23 protein-coding genes are annotated in these 22,566 nt (G+C 65.1%); 21 read left to right on the top strand and 2 right to left on the bottom strand.

Going from position 1 to position 22,566, the window contains the following annotated elements:
- Positions 1 to 87: 87 nt before the first annotated feature.
- The 6 genes from OIM94_RS03505 to manD all read left to right on the top strand — a co-directional run bounded on the left by OIM94_RS03505 (position 88) and on the right by manD (position 7,319).
- A complete protein-coding gene (locus OIM94_RS03505; RefSeq protein WP_264608733.1) occupies positions 88 to 1,371 on the top strand; it encodes an acyl-CoA dehydrogenase family protein in 1,284 nt (427 codons plus the stop codon).
- 10 nt (positions 1,372 to 1,381) lie between these two features.
- The gene (locus tag OIM94_RS03500; protein ID WP_264608732.1) at positions 1,382 to 2,467 is read left to right on the top strand and encodes a Zn-dependent alcohol dehydrogenase; all 1,086 of its coding nucleotides are present in this window, start codon (positions 1,382 to 1,384) and stop codon (positions 2,465 to 2,467) included.
- The gene (locus OIM94_RS03495) at positions 2,464 to 3,480 is read left to right on the top strand and encodes a phosphotransferase family protein (protein WP_264608731.1); all 1,017 of its coding nucleotides are present in this window, start codon (positions 2,464 to 2,466) and stop codon (positions 3,478 to 3,480) included. The genes OIM94_RS03500 and OIM94_RS03495 overlap by 4 nt, the downstream gene beginning before the upstream one ends.
- Positions 3,477 to 4,262, top strand: a complete 786-nt coding sequence (locus tag OIM94_RS03490; RefSeq protein WP_264608730.1) for an SDR family NAD(P)-dependent oxidoreductase — start codon at positions 3,477 to 3,479, stop codon at positions 4,260 to 4,262. Before OIM94_RS03495 ends, OIM94_RS03490 begins: the two co-directional genes overlap by 4 nt.
- 169 nt (positions 4,263 to 4,431) lie before the next feature.
- Positions 4,432 to 5,985, top strand: coding sequence for a GH39 family glycosyl hydrolase (locus OIM94_RS03485; RefSeq protein WP_413716375.1), 1,554 nt, complete (start codon positions 4,432 to 4,434; stop codon positions 5,983 to 5,985).
- A gap of 125 nt (positions 5,986 to 6,110) precedes the next feature.
- Positions 6,111 to 7,319 (top strand): D-mannonate dehydratase ManD, encoded by a 1,209-nt coding sequence (gene manD, locus OIM94_RS03480; RefSeq protein ID WP_264608729.1) that lies wholly within the window; start codon positions 6,111 to 6,113, stop codon positions 7,317 to 7,319.
- A gap of 102 nt (positions 7,320 to 7,421) precedes the next feature.
- On the opposite strand, the gene OIM94_RS03475 is transcribed toward manD, so the two are convergent.
- The gene (locus OIM94_RS03475; protein WP_264608728.1) at positions 7,422 to 8,045 is read right to left on the bottom strand and encodes a class I SAM-dependent methyltransferase; all 624 of its coding nucleotides are present in this window, start codon (positions 8,043 to 8,045) and stop codon (positions 7,422 to 7,424) included.
- Between the two features lie 195 nt (positions 8,046 to 8,240).
- Between OIM94_RS03475 and OIM94_RS03470 the strand changes: the two genes are divergently transcribed.
- The 15 genes from OIM94_RS03470 to rpmE all read left to right on the top strand — a co-directional run bounded on the left by OIM94_RS03470 (position 8,241) and on the right by rpmE (position 21,913).
- Positions 8,241 to 8,969, top strand: coding sequence for a phosphatidylserine decarboxylase (locus tag OIM94_RS03470; protein ID WP_264608727.1), 729 nt, complete (start codon positions 8,241 to 8,243; stop codon positions 8,967 to 8,969).
- Between the two features lie 47 nt (positions 8,970 to 9,016).
- Complete coding sequence (gene pssA / locus OIM94_RS03465) at positions 9,017 to 9,790, top strand: CDP-diacylglycerol--serine O-phosphatidyltransferase (RefSeq protein WP_264609818.1); 774 nt, start codon at positions 9,017 to 9,019, stop codon at positions 9,788 to 9,790.
- Positions 9,791 to 10,224: 434 nt separating this feature from the next.
- Complete coding sequence (gene rpsB / locus OIM94_RS03460; protein WP_264608726.1) at positions 10,225 to 10,980, top strand: 30S ribosomal protein S2; 756 nt, start codon at positions 10,225 to 10,227, stop codon at positions 10,978 to 10,980.
- Between the two features lie 83 nt (positions 10,981 to 11,063).
- Positions 11,064 to 11,993 carry a translation elongation factor Ts gene (tsf, locus tag OIM94_RS03455; RefSeq protein ID WP_264608725.1) on the top strand — a complete coding sequence of 310 codons (930 nt, stop codon included), beginning with the start codon at positions 11,064 to 11,066 and terminating at the stop codon, positions 11,991 to 11,993.
- A 123-nt stretch (positions 11,994 to 12,116) separates the two neighbouring features.
- Positions 12,117 to 12,845 carry a UMP kinase gene (gene pyrH, locus OIM94_RS03450; protein WP_010544556.1) on the top strand — a complete coding sequence of 243 codons (729 nt, stop codon included), beginning with the start codon at positions 12,117 to 12,119 and terminating at the stop codon, positions 12,843 to 12,845.
- 33 nt (positions 12,846 to 12,878) lie between these two features.
- Positions 12,879 to 13,436 carry a ribosome recycling factor gene (gene frr, locus OIM94_RS03445; protein WP_264608724.1) on the top strand — a complete coding sequence of 186 codons (558 nt, stop codon included), beginning with the start codon at positions 12,879 to 12,881 and terminating at the stop codon, positions 13,434 to 13,436.
- Between the two features lie 108 nt (positions 13,437 to 13,544).
- Positions 13,545 to 14,213, top strand: a complete 669-nt coding sequence (uppS, locus tag OIM94_RS03440) for a polyprenyl diphosphate synthase (protein WP_264609817.1) — start codon at positions 13,545 to 13,547, stop codon at positions 14,211 to 14,213.
- On the top strand, positions 14,210 to 15,010 hold the full coding sequence (locus OIM94_RS03435) for a phosphatidate cytidylyltransferase (protein ID WP_264608723.1): 801 nt from the start codon (positions 14,210 to 14,212) through the stop codon (positions 15,008 to 15,010). Before uppS ends, OIM94_RS03435 begins: the two co-directional genes overlap by 4 nt.
- Positions 15,007 to 16,164 carry a 1-deoxy-D-xylulose-5-phosphate reductoisomerase gene (locus OIM94_RS03430; protein ID WP_264609816.1) on the top strand — a complete coding sequence of 386 codons (1,158 nt, stop codon included), beginning with the start codon at positions 15,007 to 15,009 and terminating at the stop codon, positions 16,162 to 16,164. The genes OIM94_RS03435 and OIM94_RS03430 overlap by 4 nt, the downstream gene beginning before the upstream one ends.
- Positions 16,161 to 17,294: a M50 family metallopeptidase gene (locus tag OIM94_RS03425; protein WP_264608722.1), complete on the top strand. Its 1,134-nt coding sequence runs from the start codon at positions 16,161 to 16,163 to the stop codon at positions 17,292 to 17,294. The genes OIM94_RS03430 and OIM94_RS03425 overlap by 4 nt, the downstream gene beginning before the upstream one ends.
- Before the next feature lie 68 nt (positions 17,295 to 17,362).
- On the top strand, positions 17,363 to 20,119 hold the full coding sequence (gene bamA / locus OIM94_RS03420; RefSeq protein ID WP_264608721.1) for an outer membrane protein assembly factor BamA: 2,757 nt from the start codon (positions 17,363 to 17,365) through the stop codon (positions 20,117 to 20,119).
- Complete coding sequence (locus OIM94_RS03415; RefSeq protein WP_264608720.1) at positions 20,119 to 20,889, top strand: OmpH family outer membrane protein; 771 nt, start codon at positions 20,119 to 20,121, stop codon at positions 20,887 to 20,889. Before bamA ends, OIM94_RS03415 begins: the two co-directional genes overlap by 1 nt.
- Positions 20,890 to 20,942: 53 nt before the next feature.
- Positions 20,943 to 21,365, top strand: coding sequence for a 3-hydroxyacyl-ACP dehydratase FabZ (gene fabZ, locus OIM94_RS03410; RefSeq protein ID WP_237709140.1), 423 nt, complete (start codon positions 20,943 to 20,945; stop codon positions 21,363 to 21,365).
- Positions 21,366 to 21,384: 19 nt separating this feature from the next.
- Positions 21,385 to 21,600, top strand: a complete 216-nt coding sequence (locus tag OIM94_RS03405; RefSeq protein ID WP_084580963.1) for a hypothetical protein — start codon at positions 21,385 to 21,387, stop codon at positions 21,598 to 21,600.
- Positions 21,601 to 21,682: 82 nt separating this feature from the next.
- Positions 21,683 to 21,913: a 50S ribosomal protein L31 gene (rpmE, locus tag OIM94_RS03400; protein ID WP_064313046.1), complete on the top strand. Its 231-nt coding sequence runs from the start codon at positions 21,683 to 21,685 to the stop codon at positions 21,911 to 21,913.
- A gap of 223 nt (positions 21,914 to 22,136) precedes the next feature.
- On the opposite strand, the gene OIM94_RS03395 is transcribed toward rpmE, so the two are convergent.
- Entirely contained in the window at positions 22,137 to 22,385 is a 249-nt protein-coding gene (locus OIM94_RS03395) for a hypothetical protein (RefSeq protein ID WP_264608719.1), read from the bottom strand.
- Positions 22,386 to 22,566: the final 181 nt, after the last annotated feature.

Here is a 22,566-nt window from a genome sequence, read left to right as displayed (position 1 = left end):
GTGTGCTCATTTTGATGCGGCGCGGGCCTTTACCGAATATTGGGTACGGTATAGGCTCGACCTGAAGAATGACAGGAGAGCGATGCCATGGACTTCACGCTGAGCGCGCGCGAGACCCATTTCCGCGATCGGGTGAAGGCCTTTATCGACGCCGAGATTCGTCCGCGGGAAGCCGATTATCGCGCGGCCGCGGCAGCCGCCGATCGCTGGTCGGTAAACCCGGTGCTGGAAGAGGTGAAGGGGCGCGCCAAGGCCGCGGGTCTGTGGAATTTCTTCATGCCGCCCCATTCGGGCCAGTCGCACGTCGACGACAGCTTCGTGTTCGAAGGCGAGCAACTCACCAATCTGGAATATGCGCTGTGCGCCGAGGAGATGGGGCGGGTTGGCTGGGCGTCCGAAATATTCAACTGCTCGGCGCCGGATACCGGCAACATGGAAGTCTTGCACCGCTACGGCACGCGGGCGCAAAAGGACGCGTGGCTTGCGCCGCTGATGCAGGGCGAGATCCGCTCGGCCTTCCTGATGACCGAGCCGGCGGTTGCCTCGTCGGACGCCACCAACATCGAAACGCGGATCGAGCGTGACGGCGACCATTATGTGGTCAACGGCCGGAAATGGTGGTCCTCCGGCGCGGGCGATCCGCGCTGCAAGATCGCGATCCTGATGGGGAAGACTGATCTCGGCGCCGCGAAGCATGCCCAGCAGAGCATGATCCTGGTGCCGCTCGACACGCCCGGCGTAACCATCGAGCGAATGCTTTCGGTTTTCGGGTATGATCATGCGCCGCACGGCCATGCCGAAATCGTGCTGCGCGATGTGCGCGTGCCGGCGAAGAACCTGCTGCTCGGCGAGGGCCGGGGCTTCGAGATCGCGCAAGGAAGGTTGGGGCCGGGCCGCATCCATCACTGCATGCGCACGATCGGGGTTGCCGAAGAGGCCATCGCCGCCATGGCGAAGCGGCTCGTCTCGCGCGTCGCGTTCGGCAAGCCGATCGCCGACCATTCGATCTGGGAGCAGCGCATCGCCCGCGCCCGCATCGACATCGAGATGACCCGGCTGCTGTGTCTCAAGGCCGCCGACATGATGGACAAGGCAGGGAACAAGGCGGCGCAGCTCGAGATCGCGATGATCAAGGTCCAGGCGCCCGCCATGGCGCTGCAGATCCTCGACGATGCGATCCAGGCGCATGGCGGTGCCGGCGTGAGCGATGATTTCGATCTGGCGCACAATTGGGGCAGCGTCCGCACGCTGCGCCTCGCCGACGGGCCGGACGAGGTCCATGCCCGCGCCATCGCTCGCGCCGAGTTCGGCAAATATGGCGCGCGCAGGAGCGACCGGGCGAGCTCCGGCGACCTCGGCGTCAGCCGCTAAGGGGGGATTCATGAAGGCTGCCGTTCTGTTCGAAGCCAAGACCCCGCTCCAGATCGAGGAAGTGCAGGTCTCCAAACCGGGCCCACGCGAGGTGCTGATCCGCACCGCGGCGGTGGGGGTATGCCGATCCGACCTCCACTTCGTCGACGGCGCATTCCCGCATCCTGTGCCGACCGTCCCCGGACATGAGGCGGCGGGCGTGGTGGAAGCGGTAGGATCCGATGTCGCCCGACTGCGCCCCGGCGATCACGTCATCACCTTCCTCACCGCTTTTTGCGGGTCTTGCGAGATGTGCGTGACCGGCCGCCCGTCGCTGTGCGTCGACCCGTCGACACGGCGCGCCGCGGATGCCGAACCCAGGCTGAAGCTCGCCGGAGGGACGCCGCTCGCCCCCTTCCTGAACCTCTCGGCCTTTGCAGAGATGATGCTGGTCCACGAAAATGCCTGTGTGTCGATCAGCAAGGACATGCCGCTGGACCGCGCCGCGCTGCTCGGCTGCGCGGTGATCACGGGGGCGGGGTCGATCTTCAACGACAGCCGGGTACGCCCAGGCGAGAGCGTGGCGGTGATTGGAGCAGGCGGCATCGGCCTTGCGGCGATCAACGCCGCGAAGATCGCCGGGGCCGGACAGATCATCGCGCTCGATCCTATCGAAGAGAAGCGTGCGCTGGCGCAGAAGATGGGGGCCACCCATGCGTTCGATCCGGGCGCCAACGGCATCGTCAAACAGTTGCTCGGACTTACCGGTGGTGGTGTGCATTATGCGATCGAAGCGGTAGGTCGGCCTTCCACCGCCGAGCTCGCCTGGCAGATCCTGCGTCGGGGCGGCACCGCAACGATTCTCGGCATGATCGCACCGGGCCAGAACGTGACGCTGCCGGGCCCCAGCTTCCTCACGGGAAAGAAGATTCAGGGCTCGCTGCTGGGCAGCACGCGCTTTCCGATCGACATGCCGCGGCTGGTGCAACTGTATCTCGACGGGGTGCTCGATCTTGACACCATGGTCGCCGAACGGATCCGCCTGCCGCAGGTGAACGAGGCGCTGGAGAAGCTTCGCCAGGGCACCAGCGTCCGCTCGGTGATCGAATTCGCATGAGCGATCTCGATGCCACGCGGTTCGCGGCCTGGGCCGAGGCGCAGGTTGCAGGCTTCACCGGTCCGGCAAGCATCACAAAGTTCCCAGGAGGGCAGAGCAATCCGACCTACCGCGTTGAAACACCCACGGGAAACTATGTTCTTCGCCGCAAGCCGTTCGGTACGATCCTGCCCTCCGCCCATGCGGTGGAGCGCGAATATCGATTGATCTCGGCCTTGCATCCCGCAGGCTTTCCTGTCGCGCGACCCTATGCCCTGTGCGAGGATCGGCAGGTTATCGGCGCACCCTTCTATCTGATGGAAATGATCGAGGGACGCACACTGTGGGACGGTGCGCTCCCCGGCATGGCGCCCGCCGACCGAACGGCGATCTACGAAGCGATCGTCGACACGCTGGCCGCACTGCACCGGATCGATCCGGAGACCGTCGGGCTGGGCGACTATGGGAAGCCCGGCAATTATTTCGCCCGCCAGGTCGAGCGATGGACGCGCCAATATCGTGCGAGCCAGACGGACGATCTGCCGGAGGTCGAACGGCTGATCGACTTCCTCCCGCGCACCGTGCCCGTACAGACCCGCACGAGCATCGTGCATGGCGACTATCGCATCGACAACATGATCTTCGCGTCCGATCGGCCCCGGGTGCTGGCCGTACTGGACTGGGAGCTGTCGACGCTCGGCGATCCGCTCGCCGATTTCTCCTATTTTTTGATGAACTGGGTGACCGAGCCGGAGGGGCGATCCGGCGTCAAGGGACTGGCCGGGCCCGAAACGGGGATCCCCACCATCGAGGCAATGGTCGCGCGCTACTGTGCTGCGACCGATCGGGACGGCGTTCCCGATCTCGACTGGTACTTTGCCTACAACCTGTTCCGGCTCACCGGCATCGTGCAGGGCATCAAGAAGCGGATGATCGACGGCAATGCCTCGAGCGCGCAGGCGGCGGCGACGGTGGAACGGCTGCCGGGCCTAGCGGGATCGGCATGGCATTTCGCGCAAAGGGCAGGCGCATGAATTTTGCGGGCAGGGTAGCGGTGGTGACGGGTGCCGCTTCGGGCATCGGGCTGGCAACGGTTCGGGCATTCGCCGCTGCAGGTGCGCAGGTGGTTGCAGCAGATCGGGTGCCGGCGGTGCAGGCGGCCGTCGCGGGTCTGCCCGATGCGCTGGCGCTGGAAATGGACGCCGGCGACGAGGGGGATGTGCAGCGACTGGTCGACGCTGCCTGCGCGCGCTTCGGCGGCATCGACGTTTTTTACGCCAATGCCGGAATCTCGGGTGGCGTGGCTGGCATTTTAGACGCAGATGTAGCGCTTTGGGCGGAGGTGCTGCGGATCAATCTTATCGGTCCGGCGCTGGCCATCAAGCATGCTGCGCCGCGCATCGTCGAACGCGGCGGCGGCGCCATCCTGTGCACCGCGAGCGTCGCGGGGCTGCGATCCGGGGCGGGTGGAACACCATATTCCGCCTCGAAGGCCGGCGTTATCAACCTTGTTCAGACCGCTGCCCAGCAACTCGCAACCTCTGGCGTGCGGGTCAACGCGATCTGTCCGGGTCTGATCGAAACCGGGATGACCCAGCGCGCCTTCGACTATGCCCGCGAAAGCGGCAAGGAAGACAAGCTCGGCCAGCTCAATCCGCTGCGCCGCGCAGGACGACCGGAGGAGATCGCGCAGGTCGCGCTGTTCCTGGCCTCCGATGCGGCGAGCTATGTGAACGGGCAGGCGATCGCGGTCGACGGCGGGCTCTCGTCGAGCCACCCGGTAACCCGCCAGGACTATGGGCGTCCTGCTTTCTAGGCTTCCCGTACGAGACTTCCGATACAAGAATAACGGCGTTCGGGCCGCCCTCTCTTCGCCGACCCCCCTAGTCGCCATGCCGGGATACATTCCCCGCGTGGCGAAAGGCTTGTCTTCGCATGGCGGGACGGGCAGGGTGGTAGCGCTAACGGAATTGGGAGAGGGTATCGTGCGTAGAGGGATATCGGCGCTTGCCATGGCTGCGGCGCTGCTCGGGGGCACCGCTGCCCAGGCGCAACAGCGCGCCATCCGCATCGATGCGGCAAAACCGCTGGGGCCAGTGGACCGGTTCTTCGACCTGTCGATCGGCTCCGACTTCCCAGGCACCCTGGCCCGCGCCGACAGCCAGGCGCAGCTCGCCACCGCCGTGCCCGAACTCGGCTTTCGGTACATCCGCTTTCACGCCATCTTTCATGACGTGTTGAAAACCGTGCAACGGCAGGGGGATCGCGTCGTCTATGACTGGTCCGGCATCGATCGGCTCTATGACGATCTGCTTGCCAAGAAGATCAAGCCGTTCGTCGAGCTTGGGTTCACGCCCGAAGCGCTCAAGACCTCCGATGCCAGCATCTTCTACTGGAAGGGCAATACCTCGCATCCCCGGCTGGACGGCTGGCGCGACCTGATCGACGCCTTTGCCCGCCACCTGCTCCAGCGCTACGGCCGGCAGGAGGTGCGCAGCTGGTATTTCGAGGTGTGGAACGAGCCCAATTTGGACGGCTTTTGGGAGAAGGCTGATCAAAAGGCCTATTTCGAACTGTATGACGTGACAGCCCGTACGTTGAAGGCGGTGGATCCCGCGCTCCGCGTCGGCGGCCCGTCGACCGCGGGTGCTGCCTGGGTTCCGGAGTTTCTCGCCCATGTCGCAGCAAGCAAGGTGCCCGTCGATTTCGTGACGACCCACACCTATGGCGTCGATGGCGGCTTCCTGGACGAGAAGGGGGAGCAGGATACCAAGCTTTCGCCGAGCAGGGACGCGATCATCGGCGACGTACGCAAGGTGCGCAAGGAAATCGCCGCCTCGCCTTTTCCGACGCTGCCGCTGTTCTTCACCGAGTGGAGCACCAGCTACACCCCGCGAGACGCCGTGCACGACAGCTATGTCAGCGCCCCGTACATCCTTACCAAGCTCAAGGGCGTGGCCGGGGCGGTTCAGGGCATGAGCTACTGGACCTATACCGATCTGTTCGAAGAGCCCGGCCCGCCGCCGACGCCGTTCCATGGCGGCTTCGGCCTGATGAATCGGGAGGGCATTCGAAAGCCTGCCTGGTTCGCCTACAAATATCTGAACGCCGTGCGCGGGCGCGCACTCGCCACGAGCGACAGCTACAGCCTTGCCGCACGGAACGGCGATCAGGTGGTTGCGCTGATCTGGGATTGGCACCAGCCCGAGCAGAAAGTCAGCAACCGCCCCTTCTACACCCGGATCGTGCCGGCCACGGCAGAGGCTGCGGCCGAACTGGCGGTATCGGGCCTCAAGCCCGGCAAATATCGCCTGCGCGTGCAGCGCACCGGCTATCGCCACAATGATGCCTATTCGGCCTATATCGACATGGGCATGCCCAAGACATTGTCGCCGGCGCAGCGTGCCGAACTCGAAGGGCTCACCCGGGATGTGCCGCAGGACGCGATGGTGCTGGTCGGCCGCAGCGGTCGCCTCTCGTATCGCCTGCCGCTGAATACCAACGACGTTGCCCTCGTCACGCTGTCACCGGCGCGTTGAGGAAAGCTTAGGTGTAGCAGGCTTAGGGTTGGGACAATCTTTGTCTGGCCAATCTTCCCGCGCTTGACAGTGCTGGCGGAATTGGTCAGGCCGATTGTAACGCTCAGCCTAGCAGGGGTAGCTCCATGAAGATCGTTTCGGCCAAGGTTATCGTAACCTGCCCCGGCCGCAATTTCGTGACACTGAAGATCCATACCGATCAGGGCGTGTACGGCATCGGCGACGGCACGCTGAACGGTCGCGAGCTTTCGGTAGTGTCCTATCTCGAGGATCACGTGATCCCGTGCCTGATCGGCATGGATCCGCGCCGGATCGAGGACATCTGGCAGTATCTCTATCGCGGGGCCTATTGGCGTCGCGGTCCGGTGACGATGCGGGCGATCGCCGCGGTCGACATGGCGCTGTGGGACATCAAGGGCAAGATGGCCGGCATGCCGGTCTATCAGTTGCTTGGCGGCCGCAGCCGCGACGGCGTGATGGTCTATGGTCATGCCAATGGCAGCGACATCGACGAGACGGTCGACGCGGTCGGCCAGTATATCGACATGGGATATAAGGCGATCCGCGCCCAGACCGGCGTTCCGGGCATCAAGGACGCGTACGGGGTCGGCCGTGGCAAGCTCTATTATGAGCCCGCCGATGCGGCCCTGCCATCGGTGACCGGTTGGGACACGCGCAAGGCGCTCAACTACGTACCCAAGCTGTTCGAGAAGCTGCGCGCGACCTATGGCTTCGATCATCATCTGCTGCATGACGGCCACCACCGCTACACCCCGCAGGAAGCGGCCAATCTCGGCAAGATGCTCGAGCCCTATCAGTTGTTCTGGCTGGAAGACGTCACCCCGGCCGAGAACCAGGAAGCGTTCAAGCTGATCCGCCAGCACACCGTCACGCCACTGGCGGTGGGCGAGATCTTCAACACGATCTGGGACGCCAAGGACCTGATCCAGAACCAGCTTATCGACTATCTGCGCGCCACGGTGGTCGGTGCCGGCGGCCTGACGCACCTGCGCCGCCTCGCGGATCTCGCGAGCCTGTATCAGATTCGCACCGGCTGCCACGGTGCGACCGACCTGTCGCCGGTGACGATGGGCTGTGCGCTGCACTTCGACACCTGGGTCCCCAATTTCGGCATCCAGGAATATATGCGCCATTCCGAAGAGACGGATGCGGTGTTCTCGCACGACTATCACTTCGACAAGGGCTATCTGTTCTGCGGCGAGGCGCCGGGCCACGGCGTCGACATCGACGAGGAACTTGCGGCGAAATATCCGTACAAGCCCGCCTATCTGCCAGTGGCCCGCCTGGAAGACGGGACGATGTGGAACTGGTGACATCCGCGCGGGCGGCGTCGCCGTCGCCCCGCAGTCTCTGACAACAAAAAGGGCGACCGTGGAATGCCATGGTCGCCCTTTTTGATATGCGCTCTGAAGCGATCAGTCCTTCCAGGCCCACCAGAGCTGGGCCGGCGGGATGTTCCACCATTCCATCTCGTGCTCGATATTGTCCCAATGCGGCGTCAGGAAGTTCCGGACATTGGGGTTGTACTGGTAGACGAGGAAGGCGCCGCCGGGGCGCAGGATCTCGCGGGTTGCCCTGGCGATCGCGTCACCGATGCCGTCCGGCAGGGTGGAGAAGGGCAGGCCCGACGCGATATAGTCTGCCTGCTCGAAGCCATTGTCACGCACGATCTTCTGCACGTCGGCCGCCGAGCCGAGCACCGCGACGAAGCGCGGATCGTCGATCGACTGGCGCAGGTAGCGGATGAAATCGGGGTTGGTATCGATCACGATCAGCTTGCCGTCCGGTGCGAGGCGATCGAGGATCGGGCGGCTGAAGGTGCCGACGCCAGGCCCATATTCGACGAACAGCTTGGTGTTCGCCCAGTCGACCTTGCTCAGCATCCGGCGAATCAGTCGGCCCGAGGATTGGGCGACCGCGCCCACCATCACCGGCCGCTTGAGGAACTGCTGCAGGAAAAACATGGTGGGGGAGGGCACACCGGCGGGGCGGCTGCGGCGAGTGCTGCGGCGCTTGGCGGTGGCGGTCGAAGGGGGCATGGGCGTCCTTACGAAAATATTACGCTTCAGAGACATCGCCTGCGCAAATTCCGTCCAACATGCAAGCGATGGCAGCGCAAATTGGTCCCGATCCTGGCCAGGGAACAACGCCGGAGAGGCGCTTTGTTGCCCCGGATATGAACGGCGTACACGATACGCTAGGAAAAACCCGGCCGGGCGGCTACACCCAGGCGCATGACATCGCTCGATAAGCCTCCTGTCGCTACCTCGACGGTGAAGTGGCGTTTCCCCGATATCCACCCCGAAGGCCGCAAATATGTGCTGATCGCCGCTGCGATCGCGCTTGCCAGCCTCTGGGTGTGGGACGTCCTCACCTGGCCGCTCCTATTCCTGACGCTTGGCGTTGCCGCCTTCTTCCGGGATCCTGTTCGCGTGACACCCGTGGAGGAGGGCGTGCTCGTCGCTCCCGCCGATGGTCTCGTCACCATGATCCAGCGCGTTGCGCTGCCCCCCGAACTGGCCGGGCCGCATGCCCTTGGCACCGAGCCGATGGTTCGCGTCTCGATCTTCATGAGCGTATTCGACGTGCATGTGAACCGCACGCCCATCACCGGCACGATCCGCCATGTGATCTACATTTCCGGCAAGTTCCTCAACGCCGATCTCGACAAAGCCAGCGACGAGAATGAGCGCCAGCACATGGTGGTCGAGGATCGCGACGGACTGCGCATCGGCTTCACCCAGATCGCCGGTCTGGTCGCGCGCCGTATCGTCGCCTTCGTCAAGCCGGGTGACATGGTGGTTGCCGGCCAGCGTATCGGCCTGATCCGTTTTGGCAGCCGCGTCGACGTGTTCCTGCCTGAGGAATATGGCGCGCAGGTCATCCTCGGCCAGCGCACCATCGCCGGCGAGACGATCATCGCCCGTCGCAACATCCAGAACGCCACCGGGGTGGCGCAATGACCGATCGTCGCCCGCGCATTGCGCGCGGGTTGGGGCGCAAGCCCGCCATGCCGCGCGGCATTCCGCTGCGCGCCGTCTTGCCCAACGCCGTTACCGCGCTGGCCCTGTGCTCGGGCCTTACCGGAATACGCTTCGCGATCCTGGGCAACTGGGAGGCCGCGGTGCTGATGGTGCTGGCTGCGGCGGTGCTCGATGGTATCGATGGCCGGATTGCCCGGCTGGTGCGTGCCGAAAGCCGCTTCGGTGCGGAACTGGACAGCCTGTCCGACGCGATCTCCTTCGGAGTTGCGCCGGCGCTGATCCTCTATCTCTGGTCGCTGCAGGCGCTGGGCCGTTTCGGTTGGCTGGTCGCACTGCTGCACGCGCTATTCTGTGCCTTGCGGCTTGCTCGCTTCAACGCGCAGATCGACATGGCCGAACAGCCGCACAAGTCGGCTGGATTCCTTACCGGGGTTCCGGCGCCTGCCGGCGCTGCCCTGGCGCTGACCCCGCTTTATCTCTGGCTATGGACCGGCGAGCCCTTGACCCGCGCACCCGTGGCGATCGCCGTCTGGACCGTACTCATCGCCATCCTGATGGTGTCCAGCGTGGCAACATTTGGGCCGAAGATTCGCCTTCGCCAGAACGTTCGTTTTGAAGCCATTGCGGTGCTGGTCGCGCTCGCCGCTGCCCTGGTTTCTGCTCCCTGGACGACGCTGGCGATCGTGGCGATCGCCTACCTCGTCAGCATCCCGTTCAGCATGCGTTCCTATCGCAGGATCAGGCGACTGCGCGCTGCGGACGGAGGCGTGGCATCCGCGCCGGAACCGACTGCACCCTGACCCGGGAGAGGCGCGGCGAGGGGGCAGGAAGTGCTACCGGCCGCGTCCAGCCGAACAATTCGGCGAAGCGGTGCAGCTGGGGATGAATGCTTGTGTAGAGCGTCCAGCATGCCGCCATCAGCGACGACCCGAACAGTAGAAAGACAGCGAATCCAGTCATTACCCGGCTCCTGATCTTCAACGCCGATCCCAGCGGAACCCAAGATCCTCGAACCGCCGAGGCTCAAGCCTGTTCCATCCATCGCGTTCTGATCGCTTTATGTTCTATCCCTGTTCCGCCGTCAAGCGATGTTCCGACAATGTTCCAGCTTGTGTGATCTCGGAAGATCGACTAAGCGGCCCGCCTCAACCCCGCATGGGAAGCGTCATAACCCGGTGTCCGGATCTGTCCGGATTCCTGCTTCCCAGAGGACCAACCGGAAGGAGTTATCCCTATGGCGGCACCTGTCGTCTCCATGCAGCAGCTGCTCGAGTCGGGCGCGCACTTCGGTCACCAGACCCACCGCTGGAACCCGAAGATGAAGCCCTACATCTTCGGTGAGCGCAACGGCGTTCACATCATCGACCTGTCGCAGACCGTCCCGCTCTTCGCGCGCGCTCTCGAGTTCGTCAGCTCGACCGTCGCCGCCGGCGGCAAGGTGCTGTTCGTCGGCACCAAGCGCCAGGCGCAGGAGCCGATCGCCGACGCCGCGCGTCGTGCGGGTCAGCACTTCGTCAACCACCGCTGGCTGGGCGGCATGCTCACCAACTGGAAGACCATCAGCAACTCGATCAAGCGCCTCAAGACGCTCGAAGAGCAGCTGTCGGGCGACACGCACGGCCTCACCAAGAAGGAAGTGCTGCAGCTCACCCGCGAGCGCGACAAGCTCGAGCTCTCGCTCGGCGGCATCCGCGACATGGGCGGCATCCCCGACATCATGTTCGTGATCGACGCGAACAAGGAAGAGCTGGCGATCAAGGAAGCCAATACCCTCGGCATCCCCGTCGTCGCCGTGCTCGACTCGAACGTTTCGCCGGACGGCATCGCGTTCCCGGTCCCGGGCAACGACGACGCCAGCCGCGCCATTCGCCTCTACTGCGAAGCCATCGCCATCGCCGCGACCCGCGGCGGCCGCGAGGCGCTGATGCAGCAGGGCTATGACTTCGGTGCTGCCGAGCAGCCGCCGGTCGAGGAAGCCGTCGAAGGCTGATTGCCCGCGTCATCGAACCGTAATCGGGGCGGGGCAGGGCAACGCGCACTGCTCCGCCCGACTTTTAACTGAGGAATAGAGACATGGCCGAGATCACTGCAGCCGCCGTCAAGGAACTCCGCGAAAAGAGCGGCGCCGGCATGATGGATTGCAAGAAGGCGCTCTCCGAGACCAACGGTGACATGGAAGCCGCTGCCGACTGGCTGCGCGCAAAGGGCCTCGCCGCTGCCGCCAAGAAGTCGAGCCGCACGGCTGCCGAAGGCCTGGTCGGCCTGGCCGTCGCCGGCACCAAGGGTGTCGCCGTCGAGGTGAACTCGCAGACCGACTTCGTCGCCAAGAACGAGATCTTCCAGAACTTCGTGCGCGAGACCACCGCGCTGGCGCTGGAAGCCGGTGACGACATCGCGACGATCAAGGGCGCGAAGATGGAATCGGGCCAGACCGTCGACGAGACGCTGACCGCCAACATCGCCACCATCGGCGAGAATCAGGTGCTTCGTCGCGCCAAGAAGGTCGAAGTCGCAAACGGCGCGGTGATCCCGTACGTCCACAATGCGGCGGCCCCGGGCCTCGGCAAGATCGGCGTGCTCGTCGCGCTCGAATCGGAAGCCGGTGTCGACGTGCTCGAGCCGCTCGGCAAGCAGCTGGCGATGCACATCGCCGCCGCCTTCCCGCTGGCGCTGGACGAGAGCGGCCTGGACCAGGACGTGCTCGCGCGTGAGCGCGCCATCGCGGCCGAGAAGGCTTCCGAGAGCGGCAAGCCGGCCGAGATCATCGAGAAGATGGTCGACGGCGCGGTGAAGAAGTTCGCCAAGGAAAACGCCCTGCTCAGCCAGCTGTTCGTGATGGACGGCAAGACCCCGGTGTCGGACGTCATCGCCAAGGCGGCGAAGGACTCGGGCTCGGCGATCGTGCTGAAGGACTATGTCCGCTTCCAGCTCGGCGAAGGCATCGAGAAGGAAGAGAGCGACTTCGCTGCCGAAGTGGCGGCGACGGCTGGTCTCACCAAGTAATCGGGTGCGTCGGGGAAGGTCGTTTCGGCGGCCTTTCTCCGGCATCCCCGCTTGTTCGCGCGGCGCGGCTCCTCTAGGGTCCGCGCCGCTTCGCTGTCCGCTCCACAGACTTTCAGGATTATCATGACCGCACCGACCTTCCGCCGCATTCTTCTCAAGCTGTCGGGGGAGGTCCTGATGGGCCAGGGCCAGTTCGGCATCGATCCCGAGACCTGCGAACGTGTCGCGCTCGAGGTGAAGGAAGCCAAGGAAAGCGGCCTCGAAATCTGCATGACCGTGGGCGGCGGCAACATCTTCCGCGGCATCGCAGGCGCCGCGCAGGGCTTCGACCGCGCCAGCGCCGATTACATGGGCATGCTGGCGACGGTGATGAACGCGCTCGCTATGCAGAACGCGCTCGAAAAGGTGGGCGTCGAAACCCGCGTCCAGTCCGCCATCCCGATGGCCAGCGTGTGCGAGCCCTATATCCGCCGCCGCGCCGAACGGCACATGGAGAAGGGCCGCGTCGTGCTTTTCGCGGCGGGCACCGGCCTCCCGTTCTTCACCACCGACACAACGGCGGCGCTGCGGGCAGCCGAGATGAAGTGCGACGCGCTGTTCAAGGGCACCTCGGTCGATGGCGTGTACGATGCCGATCCCAAGAAGGTGCCGACTGCCACGCGCTACGAGACGCTCAGCTACGACCGCGTCCTTGCCGACAATCTGAAGGTGATGGATGCCTCTGCCGTCGCGCTGTGCCGCGACAATCATATTCCGATCGTGGTGTTCAACATCCGCGGTGAGGGCAACCTCGCCTCGGTGCTCCGGGGCGAGGGGACTTCCACCATCGTCCAGGACGCGAACGCCGCGTAATTCAACGTACACAAGCTTCAAGGAACGCCGAAAATGGCCGCTTACGACAAGGCAGATCTCGAGCGCCGCATGACCGGTGCCGTGGAATCGCTCAAGCACGATCTCGTCGGTCTGCGCACCGGGCGCGCATCGACCACGCTGCTCGATCCCGTGACCGTCGAGGTCTATGGCTCGCACATGCCGATCACCCAGGTTGCAACCGTTTCGGCGCCCGAGCCGCGCATGCTTTCGGTACAGGTCTGGGACAAGTCGAATGTCGGCCCCGTCGACAAGGCGATCCGATCGGCCGGTCTCGGCCTCAACCCGATCGTCGACGGCCAGACGCTGCGTCTGCCGATCCCCGACCTGACCGAGGAGCGCCGCAAGGAGCTCGCCAAGCTCGCCAACCAGTATGCCGAGAAGGCCCGCATTGCCGCGCGCAACGTGCGTCGCGACGGCATGGACAGCCTCAAGACCGACGAGAAGAAGGGCGTGTTCGGCGAAGACGAGCGCAAGCGCCACGAGACCGAGGTCCAGAAGCTGACCGACGCGACGATCGCCGATATCGACGCGGCGGCGGCGGCGAAGGAAAAGGAAATCCTGGGCAAGTGATCCGCGCCGGGGGGTCTGGTGCGGCCGAAAGGGCAGGGCGCGGTGGCCGTTAAGCTGGCTTCCGCTTCGGGCGGCGAGACGCCGCCGCCCCGCCACGTCGCGATCATCATGGATGGCAACGGCCGCTGGGCGAAGAAGCGGCTGCTGCCGCGTATCGCGGGCCATCGCCAGGGCGTGGAGGCGGTGCGCCGCGTCGCGCGCGCGGCGCGCACGCTCGGGATCGAGGTGCTGACGCTCTACGCCTTCTCGTCCGAGAACTGGCGCCGCCCCGAAGAGGAGGTTGGCGCGCTGATGGGACTGCTGCGGCAGTTTCTCGCCAGCGAGCTCGACGAGCTGATCGCAGAGGGCGTCAAACTGAAGGTTATCGGCGACTGGCGCAGCCTCTCCGCCGATCTGGTGACGATGATCGAGGGGGCGGTCGCCCGCACCGCCGGCAATCCCGGTCCGACGCTCGTCATCGCACTGAATTACGGCGCGCAGGCCGAGCTGCTGGCTGCGGCGCGACGCCTTGCCGAACAGGCGCGTGCGGGGACGCTCGATCCCGCCGCGATCGACGAGGCATGCCTGGAAGGCGAGCTGGAAACGGCAGGCCTGCCGCCGCTGGATCTGATGATCCGCACCTCGGGCGAGCAGCGGCTTTCCAATTTTCTGCTGTGGCAGGCGGCCTATGCCGAGTTGCTGTTCGTGGATACGCTGTGGCCCGATTTCGACGAGCGCACGCTCGCCGACGCGCTTGCCCAGTTCGGGCGGCGGCAACGGCGGTTCGGAGGACTGTGAGCAAGAATTCGGACCTGCCGAAACGTGCCGTTGTCGGAGTTGCGCTGATCGGCCTGGCGCTTGCCGCCCTGTGGGCCGGCGGCTGGGGCTTCTGGCTCGTCCTCACCGTCATGGCCGTTCTGATGATCGGCGAGTGGACGCTGCTCGCGGGGGATACGGGCAAGCGCCGGCTATCCCAATATGTGCTGATGGTGCCGCTGGCGATCTTGAGCCCGGCAGCGGCGGGGCCGGGGTTTCTTGCGCTGGGGCTGGTGTTCGGCGCGTTCTTCTTCCTTGCCATCGTCACGCGCAATGCGAAGCTCGCGGGCGGGCAGGTCTATGTCGGCCTGCCGGTACTGGCGCTGCTGCTGCTGCGCGACCATCCGCAGGGCTTTGCTGCGACCTTGTGGACCATGGCCATCGTCTGGGTCTGCGATAGCGGCGCCTATTTCGCGGGACGCGCGATCGGCGGGCCGAAGCTGGCGCCGGGGATCAGCCCGAACAAGACCTGGGCCGGGTTCATCGGCGGACTGATCGCCTCGCTGGGCTTCTCGGCCGCCTTTGTCGCGCTTGCGCCGGGTATCGCGATCGGCTGGTGGCTGGTGGTCGTGTCGCCGATCGTGGCCTTCGCGTCGCAGGTCGGCGATCTGTACGAGAGCCACCTCAAGCGTGTCGCCGGTGTGAAGGATTCGGGCACCCTGCTGCCAGGGCATGGCGGCATTCTGGATCGGCTCGACGGGCTGGTATTTGCCGCACCGGTCGCGGCGCTGTTTTTTGCGGTCCATCATCAGGTGGCGCTGGGAGGTTTCTGGTGGTGAAGCGCGTCACGGTGCTGGGGGCGACCGGATCGGTCGGCACCTCGACGCTCGACCTGATCGAGCGCAACCCGAGCGAATTCGAAGTGGTCGCGCTGACGGCGAATTGCGATGTCGAGAAGCTCGCCGCCACCGCGATCCGTACGCGCGCGCGCTGCGCCGTGGTGGCTGACGAGACCTGCCTGCCCGCGCTACGGGAGCGGCTGGCCGGCACCGCTACCGAAGCGCTGGGCGGGGCGCATGCCGTGTGCGACGTCGCCCGCATGGGCGCGGACTGGACGATGGCGGCGATCGTCGGCACCGCCGGCCTCAAGCCCGTGATGGCGGCACTTGAAGGCGGCGGAACGGTCGCGCTGGCCAACAAGGAATCGCTGGTTTCGGCGGGTGAGGTCATGATGGCGGCGGCGCGTGCGCACGGTGCAACGCTGCTGCCGGTCGATTCGGAGCACAATGCGGTGTTCCAGTGCCTCGATCGCACCGCGCCCAAGGGCGTACGCCGGATCATCCTCACGGCGAGCGGCGGGCCGTTCCGCGCGACGACCAAGGAAGCGATGCGGGCGATCACGCCTGCGCAGGCGGTGGCACATCCGAACTGGTCGATGGGCGCCAAGATATCGGTCGATTCGGCGACGATGATGAACAAGGGCCTGGAACTGATCGAGGCCTTCCACCTGTTTCCGGTCGCGGCCGAACAGCTGGCGGTGCTCGTGCACGCGCAATCCGTGGTCCATTCCATGGTGGAATATGTCGACGGATCGGTGCTTGCCCAGCTTGGCACGCCCGACATGCGCACGCCGATCGCCTTTGCGCTGGCCTGGCCCGAGCGGATGGAGACGCCGTGCCCGCCACTGGACCTGGCGGCGGTAGGCCGGCTCGACTTCGAGAATCCCGATCTCGATCGCTTCCCCGCGCTCGCGCTGGCGATCGATGCGCTGAAGGCAGGAGGGGCGCGTCCCGCGATCCTCAATGCCGCCAACGAGGTCGCCGTCGCGGCCTTTCTTGCCGGCCGGATCGGATTTCTTGAAATTGCCGCAATCTCTGCCGATACGCTTAGCCGCTATGACCCGGCCGCACCGGACACGCTCGACGCCGTACTGGCAATCGACGAGGAGGCGCGGCGCTACGCGGCTGAGCGAGTGAAGGACTGCGTCGCTTGATCCAATCCCCCGGCATCCTGCTCACCATTCTGGCGTTCGCGCTGGTGATCGGGCCGCTCGTGTTCCTGCACGAGCTGGGACATTATCTGGCCGGCCGCCTGTTCGGGGTGAAGGCCGAAGAGTTTTCGATCGGCTTCGGCCGCGAGATCGCCGGCATCACCGATCGCCGCGGCACGCGCTGGAAGTTCAGCCTGTTGCCGCTGGGCGGCTATGTCCGCTTCGCCGGTGACATGAACCCGGCGAGCCAGCCATCGCCCGAGTGGCTGCAACTGCCGGCGAGCGAGCGCGCCAAGACCTTCCAGGCCAAGCCCTTGTGGCAGCGTGCGATCATCGTCGCCGCCGGACCGGTCGCAAATTTCGTGGTGGCGATCCTCATCCTCTCGGCCTTCGCCTTCATGTTCGGCGAGAACCGCACGCCGTCGGTGGTCGGCACCGTGCTTCCCGGCAGCGCCGCTGCGCATGCTGGCCTGCAGCCGGGCGACCGCATCACGGCGCTCGATGGCCGTGCAGTCGCGACCTATTCGGATCTTGCGCAGTTCACCCAGCTCCGCCCGAACGAACAGGTCCGCGTGGACTTCGTCCGTGGCGGTGCGGAGCGCAGCGTGGATGCGACGATCGGTACCCGTCTGGAGCGCGATCGTTTCGGCAATGAGTTCCGCATCGGCCAGCTCGGCATCGGCGCGGCGGGGTCGGTGCAGGTGCCGGTCAGCGTGCTCGAGGCGCCGCTGGTCGGCCTGCGCAATACCGTCGACATCGTCCGCATGACGGTGGACGGCCTCGGCCAGATCATCACCGGCCGCCGCTCGGTCTCGGAACTGGGCGGGCCGCTGAAGATCGCGCAGGTATCGGGCGAGCGCCTTTCCATGGGGCCGATCGAGTTCGCGTTCCTGATCGCGCTCGTCTCCATTAATCTGGGATTCATCAACCTGTTGCCAGTTCCGGTGCTGGATGGTGGTCATCTCTTGTTCTACGCCGTTGAGGCGGTCCGCCGGCGCCCGGTGGAACCGCAGGTGATGGAATGGGCGTTCCGGGGCGGCATGCTCGCGATACTCGCGCTGATGCTGTTCGTGACGCTCAACGATCTGGGTGCATTCGGTGTGTGGAGACATCTGGCCGGCTTGATCGGCTAAGGGGGTTCGTGCAGGGCGGCATTATGCCGCGCGCGTTCCGGCAATATTTGGATTCCGACTGGGGTGGGATGGTGACTGCGATCAAGGCAAGCAATTTGGGCGCGCGGGCGACGGCTACGCTGTTGGCAGGGACGATCCTGTCGGGCGTGGTAGCGCCGGCAGAGGCGCAGACCGCGGCCAAGCCCGCGGCGCCGGCGACCCAGCCTCAGGCTGCGCCGGCACCGGTCGCGCCGGCGGTGGTGCGGACGATCAAGTCGTTGCGGGTGGAAGGCTCGCAGCGCATCGAGCCCGAAACGGTTCTCAGCTACACCCGTCTCCGCGTGGGCGACAGCTACACGAACGAGACGGTCGACCAGGCGATCAAGGATCTCCTCGCCTCCGAACTGCTTGCCGACGTGGTGGTCGAAGGCGTCGAGACCGGCAATCTGATCCTGCGCATCCGCGAGAACCCGGTGATCAACCGCGTTGTCTTCGAAGGCAACAAGCGGCTGAAGCAGGACAAGATCGACAAGGAAATCAAGCTCCGTCCGCGCCAGATCTTCACGCGTACCGCGGTACGTGCGGACATCGCGCGGATCATCGAGCTCTATCGTCGCCAGGGCCGCTTCGCCGCGCGCGTCGAGCCGAAGATGGTCAGCCTCGACCAGAACCGCGTGGACGTGATCTTCGAGATTCACGAAGGCGCCAAGTCCAAGGTCCGCCAGATCAACATCATCGGCAACGAAGTGTTCGGCGACAAGAAGCTGCGCGCGCAGATGGCCACCAAGGTCGCCAGCCTCTCGCACTTCCTCAGCTCGAACACGTCGTACGATCAGGATCGCCTGGCCTATGACCAGCAGAAGCTGCGCCAGTTCTACCTGACCGAAGGCTATGCCGACTTCCGCGTGATCTCGGCAGTGGCCGAGCTGACGCCGGACAAGAAGGACTTCATCATCACCTATGTGGTGGAGGAAGGCCCCCGCTACAAGTTCGGCCCTGTTTCGGTCGACAGCGCCATTCGCGACTTTGACGACAAGAAGCTCGCGGCCGCGCTGCCGATCAAGGAAGGCCAGTGGTATAACGCCAAGGCCGTCGAAGACACGGTGGAACAGCTGAGCGAGACCGCCGGCCTGTTCGGCTATGCCTTTGCCGACGTTCGCCCCGACTTCCAGCGCAACAAGGATGCGCTGACGATGTCGATGAACTTCCACATCGGCGAGGCGAACCGCACCTATGTCGAGCGCGTGGAAATCACCGGCAACCGCCAGACGCAAGACAAGGTGATCCGCCGCGAAATGCGCGTGGCGGAGGGAGACGCCTTCAACACCTTCCTGGTGAAGCGCTCGCAGGATCGCATCAACAGCCTCGGATATTTCCAGGACAAGTTCGAGATCGAGCGCAAGGAGGGTTCGGCGCCCGACCGCATCGTGCTCGGCGCCAATGTGGAAGAAAAGCCGAACGGCGAACTGACGCTGTCGGCGGGCTTCTCGAGCCTTGAGCGCTTCATCCTGCAGGCGTCGATCCGCCAGCGCAATTTCCGCGGCATGGGCCAGACGGCGAGCATCTCGGCAGACTATTCGAGCTATTCGAAGTCGGTCGAGCTGGGCTTTACCGAGCCCTATCTGTTCGACAGCAACATCGCGCTGGGCGCCACGATCTTCCGGCGCGATTACAACGCGTTCAACTATCTCGGCACCAGCCGCAACACCACCTATCAGCAGGTCTCGACCGGCTTCCAGCTGGTCGCCGGCCTGCCGCTCACCGAATATTGGACGCTGTCGGGCCGCTATTATCTCGCCAAGGACAATGTGACGCTCGACCGGGACACCTTCTACACCGACGGCGTCTGCGATCCGCTCAAGGCCGGGCGCTATTATTGCGAAGCGGTGGGCAACCGCCTGACCTCGCTGGTCGGCGTCTCGCTGATCTATGACAGCCTGAACAGCCGCCTGCGCCCGACCCGTGGCCAGCGCGTTTCGCTCGGCGCGGATTTCGCGGGTCTCGGCGGCGATGTGAAGTATATCCGCGGCAAGATCGACGGCGCCAAATACTGGGGCCTCGGCAAGGGCTTCGTATTCTCGGTCACCGGCGAAGGCGGCGTGATCAAGAGCCTCGACGGCAGCGAGATCCGCATCACCGATCGCTTCTATCTGGGCGAGCCGCAGTTCCGCGGGTTCGACATCCGCGGCGTGGGGCCGCGCGTGCAGCGTTATTACTATAACGGCACGCCGACCAGCGATCCGTCGACGAATACCCAGATCCTCAACACGGCCCGCGACCAGATCGTCGACGACGCCCTCGGCGGCAAGGCCTATTACCTGACCAAGGCGGAGCTGGAACTGCCGCTGGGTTCCGGTGCGGCGGAGCTGGGTCTGCGCCCGTCCATCTACATCATGGCCGGCTCGCTGTTCTCGATCCGCAAGCCGACGACGAACACCTATTTCACCCAGGCGACCGACTCCTCGGGCAAGAAGCTGTTCAACTCGGATGGCTCGCCGACGCTGCTGCCGAAGCTGAACTACCAGTTCGACAGCAACGGCAAGCCGGTCTATCTCGTCAGCAGCGGCACCTATTCGGGCTACACCACTGCCTGCAGCGTCGGCTACGCGGCGGCCAGCACCGATCCGTGCGTCGGCACCTCGGTCAACTCGCAATATTACACGTCGACCTCGCCGTTCTACGAAGTCTATCGCGGCAGCACGGCGTCGCCGCGCGTTTCGGTCGGCGTCGGCGTCAACTGGAATTCGCCGTTCGGTCCGCTGCGGATCGACGTCGCAAAGGCAATCGTCAGCCAGCCCGGCGACGACAAGAAGCTCGTTACTTTCAACGTAGGGACCCAGTTCTAATGACGAAGAACCGTGTAATCGCGGCCGCGCTGGCCGCCTCCGCGGCGCTCGTCGTGGCCATGCCGGCCGCGGCGCAGGTTGCCGGCATCGCGACCATCAACACGATGGAAGTGATCACCCGCTCCAAGGCGTTCACCACCGCAGAGACCCAGCTGGACACCACCTACAAGCCGGTGCGCGACCAGATCCAGGCGCGCCAGACCAAGTTCCAGACCGACGCGCGCACGCTGCTGACCACGATCGACACCAACAAGGACGGTCAGGTTTCGGAAGCCGAGGAGCAGGCCGCCGCCGCGCGCAAGGATCCGAACTACACCCAGCTGATGACCCTGCAGAACCAGGCGAACGAGGAAATCCAGAAGCTGCAGATGCCGTCGATCCTGGCGGAGCTGTTCGCGTTCGAGAAGATCCTGTCGCTCTATGACGCGGCGCAGATTTCGGTGGTCAATGCCCGCAAGGTCAACGTGATCCTGCAGCCGGAAGCGATCGTCTATGCGCCCGACGCGGTGGACATCAGCGACGCCGTCGTCGCCGAGCTCGACAAGACGCCGACCGTGGCGATCACGCCGCCGGCGAACTGGCAGCCGCAGCAGCGCACCGTGCAGTTCCAGCAGCAGGTGAACGAGCTGAAGCGTCGCGCCTATCAGCTGGCCGCTGCGCGCGCGCAGCAGCAGCAGCAGCAGGGTGCCGCCGCGGCACCGGGTGCGGCCGCTCCGGCCGCCCGCCCGGCCGCGCCTGCGACCAAGCCGGCCAAGCCCGAACCGCGGTGAGCGGGGGCGAGCAGGGGGGCAGCAACATCGGCCCGCTCGATATCGGGCGGGTGATGGCGGCGCTGCCCCATCGGTTTCCGATGCTGCTGGTCGACCGGGTCGAGGAGCTGATCCTCGACCAGTCGATCGTCGCGGTGAAGGCTGTGACGATCAACGAGTCGTTCTTCCAGGGCCATTTCCCGGGCCGACCAATCATGCCGGGCGTGCTCACCGTCGAGGCGCTCGCCCAGGCGGCGGGCGTGCTGGCCGTGGAGTCCCTGGGGCTCGCCGGCTCGGGCAAGCTCGTCTACTTCATGGCGATCGACAACGTGAAGTTCCGCAAGCCGGTGGAGCCGGGCGTGCTGCTCAAGCTGCATGTCGAGTTCGTGCAGAAGCGATCGCGCGTCTGCAAGTTCGCGGGTAAGGCACTGATCGACGGCGAACTGGCGGCGGAATGCGAGTTCACCGCGATGATCGCGGATCCGCCCAGCGCGTGATCGAACATCGGGCCGGGCCATGGACGCACTGACCTGGTTCGGCCTGTTCGCGGTGACCGCGATGCTCGTCACCTATGCGCTCGAGGCGCGCTCGACCTGGTGGGTGCTTGGCTTTGCCGGCGCCTGTCTGCTCGGATCGGCCTATGGCTTCCTCCAAGGGGCCTGGCCGTTCGGACTGGTCGAGGCGATATGGTCGCTCGTCGCGCTCCGCCGCTGGTGGGGCATGCGGCAATAAGGTTGCGTTGGCGCCGTGGCTCTGCTAGGCGCGCGCGTCCGCTGCCGGTCGGAAACCGGCGGCTTTTTCCAAGGAATTCGATGTGAAGCAGAACACCCACCCCGATTATCACATGATCAAGGTGCAGATGACCGACGGCACCGTGTACGAGACGCGCTCCACCTGGGGCAAGGAAGGCGATCTCATGCAGCTCGAGATCGATCCGCTCGCGCACCCGGCTTGGACCGGCGGTCGTGGTCAGCTGCTCGACCAGGGTGGCCAGGTCGCGCGCTTCAACAAGCGCTTCGGCGGCCTCACGCTCGGCAAGAAGTAAGCGACGCACCCCTGGCGGTCCGCCGCTTGGGCATCGCTACGAGAAAGGGCTCTCCCGCGGCTTGCGGGGGAGCCCTTTTTCGTCATCGCGGATCCTGGAGGTACCGCGTGACTGCGCGCCTATGATGCGAATGCGATCGGCCCGCGGAACCGGGGGTCTCGCGGACCGTCGAGGTGACATCCTGACGGCAGCAACGACGCACGTGCTGTTCAACGAGCTACGGTCAGCTGCTCACCGCATTGATGGGGCTGTGGCGCACATACCGGGCAGCTTCGATCGCGCTGTACGCGACGTCGTAACTCGCGCCTGACGCCGAGAATATCCGAACGGTGAACTGGCCGGGGTTCAGGCGGGCGACGGCAATGGGTTCCTGCCGTGCACGCAGGAATATCTCGACCTTGCAGCCTTCGTGCAGGCAATCGTCTGCGGAATGGATGACTTCCCGACCGGCGGAATGATCTCGTGCGCTCATGGACCAGCTACTTTGCTTAGATAGCAACGGCATAGCTGGGGTTTTCGTCCTGGCAACGCCGGAAAACACCGAGCTTCAGCGTTTACCGATTCGCCAGAGAATTGTGGTTGAGATCGGTGCTTTCAACCAATCGCCTCGGCCGCGCTTGCTCGCACAATGAGCAAGGCAAACCACCGCAGCC

The organism is Sphingomonas sp. R1 (genome assembly GCF_025960285.1).
Lineage (GTDB): Bacteria > Pseudomonadota > Alphaproteobacteria > Sphingomonadales > Sphingomonadaceae > Sphingomonas.
This window is presented reverse-complemented; position numbering and strand designations above follow the sequence as displayed.